Below are 18,580 nucleotides of genomic sequence, written 5' to 3'. Positions count from 1 at the left end.
TTTTAGAAAAATTTAAAGTTTTTTTCAACTTTTTTTAAAATTTCTCTAATTTTAGATTAAGAATAGGACCTGAAATCACTCACGCTAACCACACACTCTTGTAATATTGAAGGTTTTGTTATTTTCATGAAAAGTGTCGAAATATCGGGATATTTTTCTTTCAGAAGTGAAAAAAGATGATGAAGTGCATCCTCTAAAAGTTTGAATTTTTTTTCCTGCATAGCAGATCTTACAAGTTCGGCAATATCGGCATAGTTTATAAAATCCGATCTGAATTCGTATTCGAGCTCAAGATTTATTACGACATCTTGAGGAGTTTCTCTTTCAAAATCGAGTATACCGATGATACAGCTAAATCTAAAATCTTCTATATAGATTTTCAAATGACTCTTTTCTCCTTGCCTTGAAAAATCCTGATGATATTTGGAATGTGTTTATAAAAAAGGATGAATCCTATCAGTATCACCGGCGCATGTGCCATGTTGGGATGAATATAAAAGCTCGATATCATAAGAGCCGTAAGGCCCAAAAGCGAAGAAGCCGATGATATTTTCAGTGTTTTTGCAAAGCCGAACCATACGACGAGTGCAATGATCGTTTCATACGGAAGCATGAACAGCATTACTCCCATGCCGGTCGCGACGCCTTTTCCGCCTTCAAAATTCAGATAAGGGCTAAAGCAGTGGCCTATGACGGCTAAAAAAGCGATTCCCCACAGAGTTGCTTCACTTGCGCCTAAAAAATGGCCTGCAGCCAAAACGGCAATCCCTTTTAAAGCGTCCAGAACAAGCGTGGCAGCTCCCAGTTTTTTTGCTAAAGCAGGATTTGATTCTTTTACCACCCGCAGTACGTTGGTCGCACCGATACTTCCGCTTCCGCTTGTCTTAAGGTCGACTCCCGCAAAGAACTTTGCAAGCAAGAGACCAAAAGGTATGCCTCCAATAAGATATGCCGCTAAAAAAAGCTGTCCGTTCAAGCTGAATAAAAAATCCATCATCTGCATAAATCCTAATATTTTGATTGAGGGAATTCTACAGGAAATATTATTAGAATTTGATATAATTTCGAAATTATGGATTTTTAGGACTTTAAAATTGAACTATACTACAGATGAATTAAAAGCAAAAATAAAAGAGCTTAAAGAAAAATTGAGCGTTACCGTAGTCGCTCATTTTTATCAAAGGGACGAAGTATTTGAGATGGCGGATATCGTAGGCGATTCTTTGGAACTGGCGAAAAAAACGCAGGCCGACGATGCCGAGTTTGTGCTCTTTTGCGGTGTCGGATTTATGGGACAGAGCGTAAAAGTCTTAAGTCCCGAAAAACGCGTAGTGATGCCAAAAGTAGCCTGCTGCGCCATGGCAAGAATGATAGATATCCTGTATTTTGACGAATCTGTTGCTTTTTTGGAAGACAACGGAATAAAAAAAGAGGATGTACTCCCTATCACCTATATCAATTCCAATGCGGATGTCAAAGCCAAAGTCGGAGAGATGGGCGGGATGGTCTGTACGAGCGCAAATGCCAAGATGATCATAACTAACGCATTAAAAGAGGGAAAAAAGATCCTTTTCGTACCTGACAGATGTCTTGGACAGAACATAGCAAACCAGATGGGATTAAAATCAATGGTTATAGGGCTCGGCGGTGATCCAAAAGAGTGCGACATCATCTGTTACGACGGGTTCTGCTCGGTTCATCAGCTTTTTACGGTCGAAGATATAGAGTTTTACCGTAAAAAGTATCCGGGTATCCTTATAGCGGTACATCCTGAATGTGATCCTGCTATCTGTGACAGAGCGGATTTTGTAGGTTCTACCTCTCAGCTGATCAGATATATAACGGAACTTCCAGAAGATCAAAAAGTGGCTGTGGGAACGGAGTTTAACATGGTTAACCGTCTGCGCCCGAAAAATACTTACGTTCTTTCCTCTACAAAACCGGAGTGTCCGACGATGAACGAAACCACTTTGGAAGATGTGTATCTTACTCTTAAAGCGATAGACGACGGCGCTCCGATAAATGAAGTGTTTGTTGAAGAAGATACTCAGTATTGGGCAAAGATCGCATTAGAAAGAATGATGGCATTATGATAGAAGATTTTGTAAAAGCCGTTTTAGCCGAAGATGTCGGACGCGGCGACCTGTATGCGCTTGTTGAAACTCCGGTTCAGGCAAGTGCGAAGATAGTAGCAAAGAGTGACGGTGTTGTTGCCGGACGTATCTATATAGATGCCCTTGCAAAACTCGAATCATTTGAGATCGAGTGGCTCAAAGACGATGCAGACGAGTTTACAAAAGGCGATATCATCGCCAAGATACAGGGTTCTTCGCATACACTTCTCAGATGTGAAAGAACGCTGCTTAATATGCTCTTGCACGCAAGTTCCATAGCGACGCTTACAGCCAGGTATGTAAAACTGATAAAGCCCTACGGAACGAAACTCTTAGATACGAGAAAAACACGTCCGATGCTGAGAAATTTTGAAAAATATGCAACAAGAACGGGCGGTGCGGTAAATCACAGAATGGGGCTTGACGATTGTCTGATGCTCAAAGACACGCATCTCAAAACGATAGCCGATCTAAACGGGTATATAAAAAGTGCAAGAGAAAAGATACCTTTTACTTGCAAGATAGAGGTCGAAGCCGAAACTGTCGAGATGGCAAAAAGCGCTATGAAAGCCGGCGCCGATATAGTGATGTGCGACAATATGACGACTCAAGAGATAAAAGAGGTGGTCGAATATAAAAAAGAGTATTATCCTTCGATCCTGCTTGAAGCAAGCGGCAATATCTCTCTTGAGACGATAGAGGATGTCGCTAGAACAGGTATCGATGCTATCAGCAGCGGTTCTCTCATACATCAGGCAAACTGGATAGATATCTCTATGAAAGTTGAATAGGCGATGATCCATGGCTGAAGACGAAGGCGAAAAGACAGAGGAACCCACCTCCAAGAAGATAGAAGATGCCAGAAAAGAAGGCAATGTTCCCAAGAGTCAAGATGCTTCCGGAGCCATAACGCTTTTTGTCGCGATCTTGACCCTTTTGATGCTTTTTAGTTTTATGAAAGAGCATCTTATCCATCTGATCAAATACTTTTTTTCACTGCAGGGTCATACCGAACTTACGCGCGATACGCTTATGAACATCGCAATAGTATCGATAAAAGAGTTTTTGCTCATAGTCATACCCTTTTCTTTGGTAATAGCTATATCGGGGATAATAGGTTCTGTGGCACAGTTCGGATTTCTTTTTAACAGCGATGCCATAGCTCCGAAATTCGATAAACTGAACTTTATAAGCGGGTTTAAAAACCTTTTTTCTTTAAAAAAAGCGCTTGAGGGTTTAAAAACGACACTAAAATCCCTGACTACTTTGGGGATAGGCTTTTACTTCTTTTTTCTTTATACAAAAGAACTTCCGACCGTTGCTCTTTTCGGTCTTCATGAACAGCTTGCATGGATGATAAAAAAAGCGATCATTCTCGCTGTGATCATGCTCTTTGTCATAGCGGTTTTTGCATTGGCAGACCTTATCATCGTAAGAAAACAATATATAGACAATCTAAAAATGACTAAACAGGAAGTCAAAGACGAGATGAAAAACATGGAAGGGGATCCGCTTATCAAATCGAAGATCCGTCAGATCCAGATGCAGGCATCGAGAAAAAGAATGATGGCCGAGATTCCCAATGCGGACGTTGTCGTAACGAATCCGACCCATTACGCAGTCGCTATAAAATATGATGAAAAAAAGAGCCGTGCACCGGTTGTCGTAGCCAAAGGGATGAATCACATAGCCATTCAGATCAAAAAGATAGCGCGTGAAAATAATGTACATATAGTTCAAAATCCGCCGCTTGCAAGATCTCTCTATGCACAAGTAGAAGTAGAACGTGAAATACCCGAAGAGCTTTTTGCCGCAGTCGCCGAAGTTTTGGCCTATGTTTATAAGATGAACAGAAAATAGCATATAATTTCGTTATGAAACAGCAAGAGATCATAGAAAGAATCCAAAAAGCCGAACATGTCGTTGTAATAGCACATGTGAATCCCGATGCGGATTCTCTCAGCAGTGCTTCGGCTGTTTATACTTATATGTTAAAATTGCATAAGAAAGTGTCCTTTTTCTGTTCATCGAAGAATATTGATGAAAAATTGAAGTTTCTGCCGTGGGTCGATAAGATAAAAAACAGTTTCCCAAGCGGTGCTGATCTTGCGATCAGTCTGGACTGCGGTTCCTATGCCAGGCTTGGAGTAGAGCTGGATATCGATCTGATAAATTTCGATCATCATCAAAGTAACGATAATTACGGTACGTACAATATCGTGGATGAGAGTGCGATCAGCACGACACAGGTCTTGTTTGATTTTTTCAAAGCCAACGGTATAGAAATAAACCGAAAAATAGCGACGGCTCTGTATGCGGGGCTTATCGACGATTCATCCAATTTTTCGAGTCATAAAACCGATCACAGAGTCTTTGATATGGCTAAAGAGCTGTGTCTTTTGGGTGCGGATTCAAAATCATGCAATAGTTTCGTGTCGCAATACATGTCGCTTTCGGCGTATCGTTTGAAAGGCGCTATGATGCTTGATATGCAGCTTTACGCAAACGGTTCTATCGCCGTGTTGTGCGTGGATCAGAAGATGATGCAAAAATACGGCGCCAAAGCAAGCGATTGTGAAGCCGCATTAGAAGAAGCTCTGCACCTGCCGACCGTCAAGATCGCATTTTTGTTGAGAGAAAACAAGAATATGTCGCTTAAAGCTTCACTAAGAAGCAAAGAGGATATCGACGTAAACGCTATTGCAAAGCATTTCGGCGGCGGCGGTCATCCGCATGCAGCAGGATTTACCCTGCTCGGCAATGATATGCAAAAAGCGGCACAAGAAATAATCACACTGTTAAAGGAAAGTATATAATGAGAAGAAGAAGAAACTCGTCGTCACTGTTGGTTCTGATATTTTTTATAGCCTTGATAGGCGGAGCGGTATTTATATTCAACTCGTCGATGTTTGAAAGAAATGCTCCCGTGGTCAAGCTGGACAATAACGGATATTGGAACTTAAAAGATCCGTTGCATGTAAACATAAGCGACGATACGGGAATACTTTCTTATAACATAGTCTTAAAAGTGGATGACAAGACCTTCAATATAGCGGATGAAAGGTTTATGGCAAAACAGAACAATATCTCTTTTGAGCTCAAAGCGCCCAAGCAGCTTTATAGAATAAGAACAGACAGCGCGAAACTTATAATTACCGCAAGAGATGCAAGCAAATGGGATTTTTTAAAAGGCAACGAGGTTAAAAAAGAGTTTAATTTCATAGTCGATTCAAAAAGGCCGGAGCTGATAAGTCTTGCGAACTCCTACTCTATACAAAAAGGAGGCTGCGCGGTCGTTATTTTTAAAGCCAAGGACGAAAATCTAAAAAGCATAAAAATCTCTACGAATTTCGGTAAAGATTTTTTGGCACAGCCTTTTTATAAAAAAGGGTACTATATATCGCTTATTGCATGGCCTATCAAAGAGAACAGCTTTAGAGCGACGATAGTCGTAAAGGATATGGCGGGAAATATCTCTCAAGAATACGTACGCCTCTATCTTAAAGATAGAAAATACAAAGAATCCCATATCACGCTCAAAGACAAGTTTTTAGACGGCAAGATTGCAGAGCTTTCAAACGAGTTCGAGGAGACTGACGGTGTCGACGACAGGATCGAAAGATTTAAGATCATCAATGAAAAGGTCCGTGCAAAAAACGAAGCTTTGATACATAAAGTGACGTCGAAAGTGTCGCAAAACACTATGATATCCGATTTCGATATCAAACCGATGTATCCGCTTAAAAATGCCGCGCCTGTTGCAAGCTTCGGAGATCACAGGATATACTCCTATCAAGGAAAAGTAGTAAGTGAGGCGTATCATATGGGCCTTGACCTCGCAAGCGTGCAGATGGGGAGTATCACGACTCAAAATCCGGGGCATGTAGTATTTGCCAACTATAACGGTCTATACGGCAACAATCCGATAATCGATCATGGACTCGGACTTTATACGCTTTACGGGCACTGTTCGAGCCTTTCTGTAAACGAAGGCGATAATGTCAAAGCAGGCGAAGAGATAGCTAAAACGGGGATGACGGGATACGCTATGGGCGATCATCTTCATTTCGGTGTTTTGGTACAAGGAGTAGAAGTACGTCCGGAAGAGTGGATGGATAAGCACTGGATGAAAGTCAATATAGAAGATATTATAGCTGAAGCGAAGAAGATAATAGACAGACAATAATTTTTTCATAGCTTAATAGGTTATAATAGCGGAATATTTATTGCTAGTCAGGATTTATAGTATAAAAGATAACAGGATATCAGATTATGTACCAAACAACTATTAAAAAACCTGTTTCACTCGTTGGAATAGGATTACATCGCGGTAATCCGGTAAATTTGACGTTAGAGCCGCTTGAAGCCGGAAACGGTATCGTATTCGTAAGAAAAGATGTCGGTGTTTCCATCCCTTTGATCCCTGAAAACGTAGTTGATACGAAAATGGCGACCGTGATCGGCAAAGACGGTTATTCGATATCGACGATAGAACATCTTTTATCCGCGATATATGCATACGGGATAGATAATCTGAAAGTGGTCGTGGATTCCGATGAGGTACCCGTGATGGACGGAAGCAGTGCAAGTTTTTGTATGCTTTTGGATGAAGCAGGAATCGCGGAGCAGGAACTTCCAAAGCGTATCATGATCATTAAAAAAGATGTCGAGATCAAAGAGGGCGACAAGTATGTGAAACTTTCGCCTTCAAAGAACTTGAAATATGATTTTACGATCAAGTTCGCTCATCCCGTCATAGAGAATCAGGCGTATGTACTTGAGTTCAGCAAAGAGAACTATAAAAAAGAGGTTGCCCGTGCAAGAACATTCGGCTTCTTGCATGAAGTACAGTATCTAAGATCAAAAGGTCTGGCGCTCGGCGGTTCTTTGGAAAATGCGATAGTGCTCGACGAGAAGAAAGTACTAAATCCCGAAGGTTTAAGATTCAGTGATGAGTTTGTCAGGCATAAGATTCTTGACGCCATAGGCGATATGAGTCTGATCGGCATGAACTTTATCGGCAATTATGAAGCGCTTGCGGGAAGTCATGATCTCAACCACAAGCTGACTATGGAGCTTTTAAAAGATCCGCAGAACTATGAGATAGTAGATATCGTAGGAGCGACAGAAAAAGAATATGCCAAAGCGTATGCATAAAAAAGAGGTCGATCTCGTAGTTTTGGCATTGAGCTCTCCGATTATGGTCGGAGTATATGAAAACAAAAAACTTCTCGACTCGGTTGTTACCGAGGAAAAAAGTTCGGAAATACTGCCCGTTATCTATGAAACTTTGGAAAAAACATATACTATCAACAATATTTTTTACGCAAAAGGACCGGGAAGTTTCATGGCTATCAAAGTGGCATATATTTTTTTAAAATCGCTCTCGATATTGAAAAATATACCACTCTTTGCAACAGATGCCTTTTATTTTAATGAAAATCAACCGATAAAAGCAGTTGGAAAGCTCTATTTTGTTAAAACTTCAACAGGAATTGAAACTAAAAAGTTCGACGATGTTATAATGTCGGATTTTAAGTTGCCGGATTTTTTAAACTATGATGATTTTGATATTAAGACGGCTCCAGAATATGGAATCGGTGCTGTCGGATAAGGAAAAAAGTGACTATTAGCGTACCAGCGACAAGCGCAAACCTAGGACCGGGATTCGATTCTCTCGGTTTGGCGGTCGATCTTAGAAATGTGGTTGAGTTTCATCCCTCTAAATTTTTCAGTATTGCCATTAAAGGAGAAGGGGCGAACAATCCCAGACTTAAAGGCAATAACCTTTTTATAAGCATATTCAATGAACATTATGAGCGTTTAACGGAGAAAAGGCAAAGCTTTAAGTTTACGTTTTTCAATCAGATACCTATGTCCAGAGGTCTTGGCAGTTCATCTGCGGTAATTGTGAGTGCTATCTCCACTGCGCACGAAGCAGCAGGCGTAAGAGTCTCGAAAAGGCGTATCTTAAATCATGCATTGGCGTACGAGTCTCATCCTGATAATATAACTCCCGCTGTAATGGGAGGTTTTAATGCCGCGACAATTGAGAAAAATAAAGTCTTTTCGCAGAAAAAGCATCTGCCCGATTATCTAAAAGCGGTCGTCGTCGTGCCGAATAAACCTATAAATACGTTAAAATCGAGAACGCTTCTGCCAAAATCGTATTCCAAAGACAATGCGATCTATAACCTTTCGCATACGGCTGTCACGGTGGCTGCATTTTTCAATGAAGACTGGGAAATGCTGCGTCTTTCCACCCAGGACAGGTTTCACCAAAAGATCCGTATGAAGATGATGCCCGAACTTTTCACGATACAAAAGATGGCTTACGACAGCGGTGCTTTGATGAGCACGCTTTCAGGCAGCGGCTCTACATTCTTTTCAATGGTCTATGATCAAGATGCCGCAGCACTTGTGAACAGGTTTAAGCAGAAGTTTCCTGATTATGAGGTCAAATGTTTGGATTTTGACAATAACGGACTTGTCGTAGAGCGTTAGTTTATAGAAAATTGAAGTAATATTAAGATATAATGCCGAAAAATTACAGCAGTCCGACTCGAATGTGTATAACCTGCCGAACAAGATTTTCGCAGGCTGCATTATTGCGTTTGAGATGTGCGGATAAATCACTGCAACATTTTTCAAATACCGGTAGAAGTTTTTATCTTTGCCAAGAGTGTCTGAAAAATGAAAATAAAGTCGTAAAGTCACTAATGCGGCAATGTAAAATAGGTGATATGGCAAGTCTGTCTAACCAGTTAAAGGAGATTATAGCTCAGAATGGAAAAAGTTAGAGTACACGAAATAGCAAAAGAACTTGGGGTTACATCTAAAGAAGTTGTTAAAAAAGCTACGGATATGGGTCTAGAATTAAAAACTGCTTCAAGCACGGTTTCGATGGAAGAAGCTGAGAAGATAGTAAATTATATTATGAACGGTGCCGATAGCGATATGCCTCAAAAAACGGCTTCTGCCGATGAAAAAAGCGAAAAAAGTGAAAAAACTGCCGATTCTTCAGTGAAAAAAGATATGAAACCGGCAGACGCTAAAGAGAAGCAGAAAAAAGATGCCAAAAAACCTCAAACGTCAAAAGAGGATGAAGATAGAAACGATCCTTCCGACAAAGAGATAAAAAAAGATGAGAAAAAGATGCCTATCACTATGGCTGCACCGGTAAAAACTTCCGGCTTGAAAATAGTGAAAAAGAAAAAGCCCAAACCTGAAGACGATGTTAAAATAAGTACTCATGACGATAACTCCCTAAAAGCTGTTTCCAACTACGGCAAGATGAGCGCCGAAGCTTTAGCCGAACTCAACTCCCGCAAAAAGAAAAACAAACCGGCTCCGTCCGTAACGAATAAAAAACAGTCCGGCGGGATGAAACTGGATATTTTCGGAGAGAGTCTGAGCGAACTTTCTATGGACTATGACGAGGATGAAGTTGTATTGGTTGACCTAAATGCAAGTACAATGAATGAAGTCAAAGTTGAAGAGCCGAAAAAACCTAAAACACCAAAACCTATCGGAAGAAATTCCGGTAAGAAACAGGGGAGTAAACAGCCTCGTAAAGTATCGCGCGACAAGCGTAAGAAATATGTGAAAGATAAGGTTTCAGATGAAATAGTGACACATGTCGAGATCCCTGAAGATATCCGCGTATATGAGTTTGCGGAGAAGATAAACCGTCCTATGACAGATATCATAAAAGTTCTTTTCGATCTTGGTATGATGATGACCAAAAACGACTTCCTCGGCAAAGACGAGATAGAGATTTTGGCCGAAGAGTTCGGTGTAGAAGTAACTACGATCGATCCAAAAGATGCCTTTAATTATGAAGAATCGTATGAAGAAGAGGTGATCGAAGAGGATGGAAATACGGTAGAGCGTCCTCCTGTCATAACGATTATGGGTCACGTCGATCACGGTAAGACATCACTTCTAGATGCCATTAGAAGTGCTAAGGTTGCAGACGGCGAGGCCGGCGGGATTACTCAGCATATTGGTGCGTATACCGTAAAACAAAACGGCAAATGGATAACGTTCTTAGATACTCCGGGCCACGCGGCATTTAGCTCGATGCGTCAGCGCGGGGCGAACCTGACGGATATTATCGTTATCGTCGTTGCTGCCGATGACGGTGTGAAGCCTCAAACGCTCGAAGCTGTAAAAATAGCAAAAGATTCAGGTGTTCCAATCATAGTCGCGCTTAACAAGATGGATAAAGAGAACGCCAACCCGGATATGGTAAAAGGACAGATGGCAGAACAGGGTCTAAACCCTGTCGATTGGGGTGGAGATATCGAATTTATACCTATGTCGGCGAAAAAAGGCGAAGGTATCGATGAACTTTTGGAAAATATTCTCTTGACCGCTGAAGTTTTAGAACTCAAAGCAAACGAAGATACGAACGCAAAGGCGGTCGTCGTCGAGAGCTCCTTGGAAAAAGGCCGCGGACCTGTCGCTACGGTCATTGTTCAAAACGGTACTTTAAGAGTAGGAGATTATGTCGTCTGCGGTCAATCTTACGGGCGTGTCAAAGCGATCATCAACGATCAAAAACAGCAGATAAAAGCGCTTAAGCCGAGTCATACCGCAGTTGTCGTAGGTTTAAACGAAGTCCCTTCCGCCGGTGAAACGATGATAGCGATGAACTCGGACAAAGAAGCGCGCGAGTACGCTCAAAAACGTTATGAGTACGAAAGACGCAAAGAACTTTCACACTCTACGAAAACAACGTTAGACGAGCTTACCTCTCTCATCGCAGAAGGAAAACTCAAAACCCTTAAGATCGTTCTTAAAACGGATGTTCACGGTTCACTCGAAGCGATCCGCGGAGCACTCTCCGAACTTCGTAACGACGAGGTAAAAGTGGATATCATCTCAAGCGGTGTCGGCGGGATTACGGAAAATGACGTGGAACTTGTCGCAAATAGCCAAAATTGTGCGCTTTTAGGTTTTAACGTTCGTCCGACAGGAAGCGTGAAAGCTGCTGCCAAACAAAAAGGTGTCGACATCAGAACATACTCCGTCATCTATCAGTTGATTGACGATGTCACCGGAATGCTTACTGGAATGATGTCTCCTAAATTTACAGAAACAAATACGGGACAAGCTGAAGTGCGTGATACGTTCAAGATACCAAAAGGCGGAATGGTTGCCGGCTGTGTGGTCGTTGACGGTAAACTTGTACGCGGCGGACTTGTCCGTGTTATTCGTGAGGGCGTCGTAGCTTATGAAGGCGAACTTACTTCTCTTAAACGTTTTAAAGACGACGTTGCAGAAGTCGGAAACGGTTATGAGTGCGGTGTCGTTATCAAAGGTTACGATGATGTCAGAGTCGGTGACGTTATAGAGACATTTACGAAAGTCGAGACCAAGGTTTCCCTGTGACTCCTTCGGAAATAAAAGTAAAACGTACCGAATCGATACTTCAAGAACTGATCCCAGAAGCGCTCAGTTCGCTAAACGATGCAAGAATGCATGAACTCGATGTTATAGAAGTAAAATGCTCTCGTGGCAGAAGCGATGCCAAGGTTTATATGGACCCAAGCATGTTTAGCGATGAGGAAAGAGCTTTTTATGTAAAACAACTAAAAAAAGTCGCTCCGATCATCGAAGATTACTGCCTGAAAGATCAGGGATGGTTTAGGTCTCCGAAATTGACATTTGTTTTTGATGATCAATTGGAAAAAAGCCAAAACATAGAAGATCTTTTTAAACGCATAAAAAAAGAGGAAAAAAATGAGTCTTGAAAGTGATATCAAATCCATTGTAGAATCCGTCGGATTGATGCTCTACGATACTGTGATCACAAGCGAAAACGGTGAGACCATCTACAGAGTAAGCGTTAAGGATCCGCAAAACAAGGGAGTGAGTCTGGACAGATGTGTCGAGATCACGCATCTTATCTCTCCTTTGCTGGATGTGACGCCTCCGGTCTCAGGCGAATACAGGCTGGAAGTCGGGACACCAGGCATAGAGAGAAAGCTGACGAAGTTAGAAAATTTCGTAAATTCGATCGGCGAAAACGTAAGTCTGACTACAAGAGCCAAAGAGAAGCTAAAAGGTGTTTTAAAAGGGGTAAAAGAGGATTCTCTTTATCTTAAAATAGACAATGAAGAAGTAGTCGTACCTTTTGGCGACGTCGTAAAAGCGCGCACCTATTTTGAATGGTAGTCGACGATAAATTTTTTATGGATCTCACGCTGAAGGAAGCGTGGAGCTCTCAGATTTTGACGTACCCGAATCCGGCGGTCGGATGCGCGATCGTAAAAGGCAGCGGCGAGTTGCTCTGTGTCGAAGCACATAAAAAAGCAGGCGGACCTCATGCCGAAGTACTTGCCTTGCAGAGCGCATACCACAAACTGACAGACGACTCAAACATCCTCCCTCTTACATCATCAAAAGAGATACATGACTACATTTTAAAAAATCATCATGGATGTTTTAAAGAGTGTACTCTGTACGTGACGCTTGAACCGTGCGTGCATGAGGGAAAGACGCCTTCGTGTGCTGCTCTTATCTCACAACTGGGAGTAAAAAGAGTCGTTATGGCGTCTGCCGATGAGAGTCAAAAAGCAAAAGGCGGAGCAAAGATGGTTTCGCGGTCCGGTACAAAAGTCGAGTTTTCCTCTTTGCAGGCAAAGGGAGCCGAACTTTTATCGCCGTTTTTAAAATGGAGCCAAGAGAGGTTCGTATTTTTTAAATGGGCACAAAGACTTGACGGCACGATTGACGGCGGAGTCATAAGCTCTAAAGAATCAAGAGAGCTTGTTCATAGGATGCGTGACGTGTGCGATCTCATCGTAGTAGGCGGCGAGACGGTCAGAACCGACAGACCTACGCTCGATGCCAGACTATGCGGAGGAAAAGCTCCCGATGTTCTTATCGTCTCAAGAGGCAAAGAGTTTGATAAAAATATTCCGCTTTTTAACGTACCGGGCAGAAAAGTGATGATAGAGAAAGATTTTGACAAAATAAGAGATTACAACTGCATTTTGATCGAAGGCGGATCGAATATGTTCGAATTCTCTAAAAAGTATGTAGATTACCATCTTTGTTTTGTATCTCTGAAAAGTGGTGGTAAAATACGTTTTCATAAAAACAATGATGATTTTGAACTCTTGCATGTAGAGAAGATATCGGATGATATATTAATGTGGATGAAACTAAAGGGATAGATATTTATGGAAAAACAAGAAAAAATCGTATCGATGTTTGACGATATAGCGCCTACATACGACACGGCAAACCGTGTCATGAGTATGGGAGTGGACAGAAGCTGGAGAAAAAAAGCATGTGATCTTTCGTACAGCTACAGTGACAGTGACACTGTTGATATGATCGTCGATGTGGCATGCGGCACAGGCGATATGATGGATTATTGGAGAAGACAGGCTCAAGTCGGAGGCGTTGCGCTTGGTAAGATTGTGGGGGTAGATCCGTCAAAGGGCATGCTCGATGTCGCTAAAGTAAAGTTTCCCGATTTTGAATTTCATACGGCAAAGGCGACGGAGATCCCGCTGGAAGATGAAAGTGCCGATATATTAAGTATCACTTACGGAATCAGAAACGTAGTCGAACGCGAAGAAGCGTTAAAAGAGTTCAATCGTGTCCTCAAACACGGAGGACTTGTCGTGATATTAGAATTTATGAAAAACGAGAACCCGTCGCTTCTCGGACAGATCAGAGATTTTTATATGAACAGAATCCTGCCAAAAGTCGGCGGTTTTATCTCTAAAAACCTCGAAGCTTACGAGTATCTTCCAAATTCTATCGAGAGCTTTTCAACCGTGGAAAATATGCAAAACGAACTTAAAAATGCAGGGTTTGAGATACTTTTCACGCAAAGTTTCTCCATGGATATCTCTACGCTGATAATCGCCCGCAAACTTTAAGATGAACACTCTTAGCGTCTCATCGCTCAACGAACAGATAAAGACTCTTTTAGAGAGCAGTTTTGTCAGAGTGTTCGTCGAGGGTGAACTCTCCCGCATCACACATCACAACAGCGGACATATCTACTTTACTTTAAAAGACAGCACCTCGGCGATCAAATGTGTCATGTTCAAAGGCAATGCCGCCAAGCTCAGGTTCAATCTTGAAGAGGGGCTAAAAGTCATACTTGACGGTGCAGTTACCGTGTACAAACCCAGAGGCGAGTACCAGATAAACTGTTTTATGATCGAGCCTTCGGGACAGGGCGCCCTTGCTCTCGCATATGAACAGCTAAAGCAAAAACTTTCGCAAAAAGGTTATTTTGATCCAGAGATCAAAAAACAGCTTCCCAAATTTCCCCGCCGCATTGCACTCATCACCTCTGCAACGGGTGCCGCTTTGCAGGATATGCTCCGCGTCGCCGCACAGCGATACAGACTCTTAGAGATCGACATCTATGATGTCTTGGTTCAGGGAAATTCAAGTGCACAGAGCATCGTGGACGCTTTACATGTAAGCGATAAAAAAGATTACGACGTCATCGTTCTTGCCCGCGGCGGCGGAAGCATAGAAGACCTTTGGTCATTCAATGAAGAGATCGTCGCCGATGCTATCTTTGAAGCTCGTACTCCGATCGTCTCTGCCGTGGGACATGAGATAGACTATCTTATATCGGATTTTACGGCCGATCTCAGAGCCCCGACGCCGAGCGCGGCGATGCAGATGATCCTTCCCGATACCAATGAGCTCTACCAATATTTGGACAGTCTGTCCCAAAGTTATAATAATACGGTGGATTCTAAAATATATAACTTTTCACAAGCGCTCTTTCACATAAAAAAACTCTATGAACAAAACTCGATCGAGCAGCAGATAAGACAAAAAAAAGTAGAAGTTACACAATTAAAAGAGAGATTTGATCAAACGATCCTGTTTAATCTTCAAAACTTAAAAAAAGAGATAGAATCCGTAGATGTAAGACTTTCTTATCAAATACAAACCCTATTTTCTCAAAAACAAAACAGGCTTGATGCCTTAAGAGAAAACCTTATCTCGAGCAATCCGAAAAACAAGGTATTATCGGGTTTTGTACAGATAAGCAAAAAGAGTAAAGTTATCTCGCTTGAGGACTTACATATAAACGATAGTTTTGATCTGATGAACGAAAGACTGAAGATCACGTCAAAAGTTATTGAAATTAAGGAGCATAATAGATGAATTATCCAAGTTTTTTTGATCAAGTTGTTAGTATAGATATGATCGATCCTCTTTCAAATGTCTTGGGAACATTTGAAAACGGAGCGCTTACCTTTACATATCTGGATATCGTAAAGGCTGCCGGACACAGCTGTCCGACGGTAGGAGGAGCATATATAATGACCTATAAGGCTTTAAAGGCCTTATACAAAGACGAGATGCCTATGCGCGGTATGATTGAGGTCAGTTTTAAAGAATCGCTTGAAGAGGGTGTCGCGGGAGTCATAGGAAACGTCGTCACACATATAACGGGAGCGACCGATAAAAGCGGATTTAAAGGGTTGAATCAAAGATTCGCACGCCACTCATTGATGCACTTCGATGCACAAATATCTTCGAGTGCGAGATTTAAAAGAGTTGACACGGGTAAAGAGGTGGACGTATTTTATAACCCTTCATCCATACAACCCGATGCAAAGATGCAGCCGCTTATGCAGATGATGATGCAGGGTATGGCAAACGCAGAACAGATAAAAGAGTTCGGCTCTCTTTGGCAGGATAGAGTAAAGAGAATCATAGTCGATAACATAGACTCTGTCGTAAAGGTACAGGAGATCTAATTCTTTATTCATGTAAGAAAAGGCTCTTACATGGATGTTTTATTTTAGGACCAATGCCGGAAAATATGTGTTTAGGGTAACGGCAGCCTGTGCCGAGATCTTTTTGATAAACTCTTCCATAGGGTCCTCTTTGTTCCAAAGCGGAGTTTTGACACCGGACAAGCGAATCAGCTCCTCTTGGGCATCATAGCTTACTCCGATCTTGTCTATAAGTCCGACGGCTTTTGCCTGAGATGCCGTAAATATATGGGCGTTTGCAAAAGAGGGGGCGTCTTCTATTTTTAATCTCCGTGCACTTGCAACGTCGTTTACGAACATATTGTAGGTGTCTTGGATAACTTTATTGAGTTCGGCCTTTTCGTAGGGAAGCCACTCTCTATCCGGCGTTCCCAGCTGTTTATATTTTCCTGCCATTACCACTTGAGATTTTATGCCGATCTTGTGCATGATCTCGCTAAGGTTCGCTCCTTGCATGATAACCCCGATGCTTCCGACCATACTGCCGGGATTTGCTATGATCTCATTTGCCCAGATAGAGGAGTAATAGCTTCCGCTTGCGATTGTTCCGCTTGCATAGACTACAACAGGTTTAACCCGTCTCAATCTTTTTATCGCATACGCGACTTCGATCGAGGGGGCAACTGCACCGCCCGGCGAATTTACTACCATGAGAACACCTTTTACCCTTTCGTTTAAACGGGCATCGTCGATCTTCTTAACGATTTCGCTTACATCCATGATAGGACCCGTTAAAGAAATCTTCTCGAGATTATGCGGTATCAGAGAAGAATCTCCTTTAGGCATAAATATTAATATAACTATGAGTATAAAGACCATCGCCTTAAAATGGTTTTGAATAAAATTTACAGTTGCCGTGATCGGTAAAAAAAGTTTTTTTAGTCCTTCCATTATTATTCTCCTTTGACTTGATTGCCGTTTATATATATTTTGGAGATATTATATCTATGTAAGAGTAAATGAAGTGCAAGCTGTTCATTTGGTTCACAAACAAGGTCCAGTACCAGCATATCGGCGTTTTTACCCTCTTTTATCTCTCCCGTATTAAGTCCCAGTGCTTCTGCCGCATCTTTTGTGACGCTCTTGATAAGGCGCGAGGCGAGCGGCAGAAGGTCGGCTCCGTGATGCATAAAAAGAGCTATCTTCATCTCTTCAAAGAGATTTAGCGTATAGTTTGAACTAAGTCCGTCCGTCGCACAGATCCATTTTACGCCATGTTTGTCCAGATCGTCAAGACCGATAGCTCCGTTTCCGAGCAGACGGTTTGAAATCGGACAGTGTACAACCGTATGTTTTGAGAGAGCAAGCTCTTGAAGCTCCTCCTTGGTCGCTTGAACGACATGCGTCATCAGTGTCGGAATCTCTTTGAAATGTTGTAAAAACTCTTTTATGTCCGTTACGGCTTTGTCCTGTTTTAAAAAATTTACAAAAAACTCTTTGAAATCGCCCTCATTTTTTTGAAGCCACTCTTTTTCGGCTCTGCTTTCTAAAAAGTGGGCACTCAATTTCAAGCCTTCGTTTTTTACGATATTTAGAGCTTTTTTGATGAGAATCGGATGAACCGAATAGGGTGAATGAATGGCGACCGCAGGATAAAAGCCTTCTCTCGTAACGGATTTTGAGGCATCGAGCCTTTGTAAAAAATCGTTAAAAAGTGCATCCGCCATGCTTGCCTGTGAGCCGATAAGTTCATTGAAAAACACCACGTTTTGAGGAGATGCTGCGGCTGCTTCAAGATCCATCCCGTGCGAGCTGACAGCTCCGTAGGTGGTAATACCCGATGCAAGCATCATATCGGCCGCTTTTTTCATACATGTAAAATCACACGAGTTTACAAGCTCCTCGCGGTTTGATATTACACTGTAAAGCCACTGTAAAAAATCTCCGTATTTTAGAGTCTCCTTATTCGCACTGAACTCCAGGTGGACATGAGCATTTATAAGTCCGGGCATCAAAAGCGAGTTCTTGCCGAGTTCGATGATCTCGGCATCTTTATAAATCTCTTTCAACTCTTTTAAAGGCGCGATCTTGCGTATGGTCTTATCGTATGCGACGGCTTTGTTTTCAAGCAGTTGCTCGGCGGTATAAATATAGTTTGGATTTATAATTTTCACATTTGCTCTTTTACTGGATAGTTTTAAAATATATTATGCTTTATTTTGATAAAATGGGCGCTTAATTAAAGTATATAAAATAAAAAAAAGGTAAAAAATGAAAATCGTAGTGATCCAAGGACCGAACTTAAATATGTTGGGAACACGTGAACAACAGTTTTACGGACCGATGAAGTTGGAGCAGATTCATGCTCAAATGAAAGATGTTGCAACACAAAGCGGTGTGGAGATAGAGTTTTTTCAAAGTAATTTAGAGGGTGAACTGGTTGACAAGATTCAAGAGTGCTACGGCGAGGCTGACGGGATCATCATAAATCCGGCGGCATACACGCATACGTCCATAGCTATCCGCGATGCTTTGAGCGCAGTCTCTCTCCCTGCCATCGAAGTGCATATATCCAATACGTACCGTCGTGAAGAGTTTCGTCAAAAGAACCTTATAGCACCTGTCTGCACCTCTTCACTTGTCGGTTTCGGACCGTTTGGCTACCACCTTGCGATGGTAGGGATGCTTCAGCTTTTCAATGAGATAAAAGCGATGCAGGAAGCTCAAAAAACACAGCAGGCGTAAGGA

Annotated in this window: 20 protein-coding genes; 16 read left to right on the top strand and 4 right to left on the bottom strand. The window is 42.0% G+C overall.

Annotated elements, in window-relative coordinates; all coding sequences use genetic code 11:
* Nucleotides 1–56 precede the first annotated feature (56 nt).
* Both WCY03_RS09370 and plsY read right to left on the bottom strand, forming a co-directional pair.
* Nucleotides 57–383 carry a dihydroneopterin aldolase gene (locus tag WCY03_RS09370; protein ID WP_345992356.1) on the bottom strand — a complete coding sequence of 109 codons (327 nt, stop codon included), beginning with the start codon at nucleotides 381–383 and terminating at the stop codon, nucleotides 57–59.
* Complete coding sequence (gene plsY / locus WCY03_RS09365; RefSeq protein WP_345994078.1) at nucleotides 380–994, bottom strand: glycerol-3-phosphate 1-O-acyltransferase PlsY; 615 nt, start codon at nucleotides 992–994, stop codon at nucleotides 380–382. The genes WCY03_RS09370 and plsY overlap by 4 nt, the downstream gene beginning before the upstream one ends.
* A 100-nt stretch (nucleotides 995–1,094) precedes the next feature.
* Between plsY and nadA the strand changes: the two genes are divergently transcribed.
* The 15 genes from nadA (at nucleotide 1,095) to WCY03_RS09290 (ending at nucleotide 15,874) form a co-directional block, all read left to right on the top strand.
* Nucleotides 1,095–2,093, top strand: coding sequence for a quinolinate synthase NadA (gene nadA, locus WCY03_RS09360; RefSeq protein ID WP_345992354.1), 999 nt, complete (start codon nucleotides 1,095–1,097; stop codon nucleotides 2,091–2,093).
* The gene (gene nadC / locus WCY03_RS09355; RefSeq protein ID WP_345992352.1) at nucleotides 2,090–2,905 is read left to right on the top strand and encodes a carboxylating nicotinate-nucleotide diphosphorylase; all 816 of its coding nucleotides are present in this window, start codon (nucleotides 2,090–2,092) and stop codon (nucleotides 2,903–2,905) included. Before nadA ends, nadC begins: the two co-directional genes overlap by 4 nt.
* A 10-nt stretch (nucleotides 2,906–2,915) precedes the next feature.
* A complete protein-coding gene (gene flhB / locus WCY03_RS09350; protein WP_345992350.1) occupies nucleotides 2,916–3,974 on the top strand; it encodes a flagellar biosynthesis protein FlhB in 1,059 nt (352 codons plus the stop codon).
* A 14-nt stretch (nucleotides 3,975–3,988) separates the two neighbouring features.
* Nucleotides 3,989–4,930, top strand: a complete 942-nt coding sequence (locus tag WCY03_RS09345; RefSeq protein WP_345992348.1) for a DHH family phosphoesterase — start codon at nucleotides 3,989–3,991, stop codon at nucleotides 4,928–4,930.
* On the top strand, nucleotides 4,930–6,300 hold the full coding sequence (locus tag WCY03_RS09340) for a M23 family metallopeptidase (protein WP_345992346.1): 1,371 nt from the start codon (nucleotides 4,930–4,932) through the stop codon (nucleotides 6,298–6,300). The genes WCY03_RS09345 and WCY03_RS09340 overlap by 1 nt, the downstream gene beginning before the upstream one ends.
* 86 nt (nucleotides 6,301–6,386) lie before the next feature.
* A complete protein-coding gene (lpxC, locus tag WCY03_RS09335; protein ID WP_345992344.1) occupies nucleotides 6,387–7,271 on the top strand; it encodes a UDP-3-O-acyl-N-acetylglucosamine deacetylase in 885 nt (294 codons plus the stop codon).
* Nucleotides 7,252–7,728: a hypothetical protein gene (locus WCY03_RS09330; protein WP_345992342.1), complete on the top strand. Its 477-nt coding sequence runs from the start codon at nucleotides 7,252–7,254 to the stop codon at nucleotides 7,726–7,728. The genes lpxC and WCY03_RS09330 overlap by 20 nt, the downstream gene beginning before the upstream one ends.
* An 8-nt stretch (nucleotides 7,729–7,736) precedes the next feature.
* Nucleotides 7,737–8,618, top strand: coding sequence for a homoserine kinase (thrB, locus tag WCY03_RS09325; RefSeq protein WP_345992340.1), 882 nt, complete (start codon nucleotides 7,737–7,739; stop codon nucleotides 8,616–8,618).
* Between the two features lie 282 nt (nucleotides 8,619–8,900).
* Nucleotides 8,901–11,510 carry a translation initiation factor IF-2 gene (gene infB, locus WCY03_RS09320; RefSeq protein ID WP_345992338.1) on the top strand — a complete coding sequence of 870 codons (2,610 nt, stop codon included), beginning with the start codon at nucleotides 8,901–8,903 and terminating at the stop codon, nucleotides 11,508–11,510.
* Nucleotides 11,507–11,872 carry a 30S ribosome-binding factor RbfA gene (rbfA, locus tag WCY03_RS09315; protein WP_345992335.1) on the top strand — a complete coding sequence of 122 codons (366 nt, stop codon included), beginning with the start codon at nucleotides 11,507–11,509 and terminating at the stop codon, nucleotides 11,870–11,872. Before infB ends, rbfA begins: the two co-directional genes overlap by 4 nt.
* Nucleotides 11,862–12,296, top strand: coding sequence for a ribosome maturation factor (locus WCY03_RS09310; protein ID WP_345992333.1), 435 nt, complete (start codon nucleotides 11,862–11,864; stop codon nucleotides 12,294–12,296). The genes rbfA and WCY03_RS09310 overlap by 11 nt, the downstream gene beginning before the upstream one ends.
* On the top strand, nucleotides 12,290–13,300 hold the full coding sequence (gene ribD / locus WCY03_RS09305) for a bifunctional diaminohydroxyphosphoribosylaminopyrimidine deaminase/5-amino-6-(5-phosphoribosylamino)uracil reductase RibD (RefSeq protein ID WP_345992330.1): 1,011 nt from the start codon (nucleotides 12,290–12,292) through the stop codon (nucleotides 13,298–13,300). The genes WCY03_RS09310 and ribD overlap by 7 nt, the downstream gene beginning before the upstream one ends.
* Nucleotides 13,301–13,306: 6 nt before the next feature.
* Nucleotides 13,307–14,017 (top strand): bifunctional demethylmenaquinone methyltransferase/2-methoxy-6-polyprenyl-1,4-benzoquinol methylase UbiE, encoded by a 711-nt coding sequence (ubiE, locus tag WCY03_RS09300; RefSeq protein WP_345992328.1) that lies wholly within the window; start codon nucleotides 13,307–13,309, stop codon nucleotides 14,015–14,017.
* 1 nt (nucleotide 14,018) lies between these two features.
* Nucleotides 14,019–15,275: an exodeoxyribonuclease VII large subunit gene (gene xseA, locus WCY03_RS09295; RefSeq protein ID WP_345992326.1), complete on the top strand. Its 1,257-nt coding sequence runs from the start codon at nucleotides 14,019–14,021 to the stop codon at nucleotides 15,273–15,275.
* On the top strand, nucleotides 15,272–15,874 hold the full coding sequence (locus WCY03_RS09290; RefSeq protein ID WP_345992324.1) for a hypothetical protein: 603 nt from the start codon (nucleotides 15,272–15,274) through the stop codon (nucleotides 15,872–15,874). The genes xseA and WCY03_RS09290 overlap by 4 nt, the downstream gene beginning before the upstream one ends.
* Before the next feature lie 39 nt (nucleotides 15,875–15,913).
* Here WCY03_RS09290 and sppA read toward each other — a convergent pair whose 3' ends face one another.
* Together sppA and WCY03_RS09280 are read right to left on the bottom strand one after the other, a co-directional pair.
* Nucleotides 15,914–16,783 (bottom strand): signal peptide peptidase SppA, encoded by an 870-nt coding sequence (gene sppA / locus WCY03_RS09285; RefSeq protein ID WP_345992322.1) that lies wholly within the window; start codon nucleotides 16,781–16,783, stop codon nucleotides 15,914–15,916.
* A 2-nt stretch (nucleotides 16,784–16,785) separates the two neighbouring features.
* Nucleotides 16,786–18,006, bottom strand: coding sequence for a metal-dependent hydrolase (locus tag WCY03_RS09280; RefSeq protein WP_345992320.1), 1,221 nt, complete (start codon nucleotides 18,004–18,006; stop codon nucleotides 16,786–16,788).
* Between the two features lie 97 nt (nucleotides 18,007–18,103).
* Between WCY03_RS09280 and aroQ the strand changes: the two genes are divergently transcribed.
* Nucleotides 18,104–18,577: a type II 3-dehydroquinate dehydratase gene (gene aroQ / locus WCY03_RS09275; RefSeq protein WP_345992318.1), complete on the top strand. Its 474-nt coding sequence runs from the start codon at nucleotides 18,104–18,106 to the stop codon at nucleotides 18,575–18,577.
* Nucleotides 18,578–18,580 lie beyond the last annotated feature (3 nt).

This window comes from Sulfurimonas sp. HSL-1716 (assembly GCF_039645975.1).
GTDB lineage: Bacteria > Campylobacterota > Campylobacteria > Campylobacterales > Sulfurimonadaceae > Hydrocurvibacter > Hydrocurvibacter sulfurireducens.
This window is presented reverse-complemented; position numbering and strand designations above follow the sequence as displayed.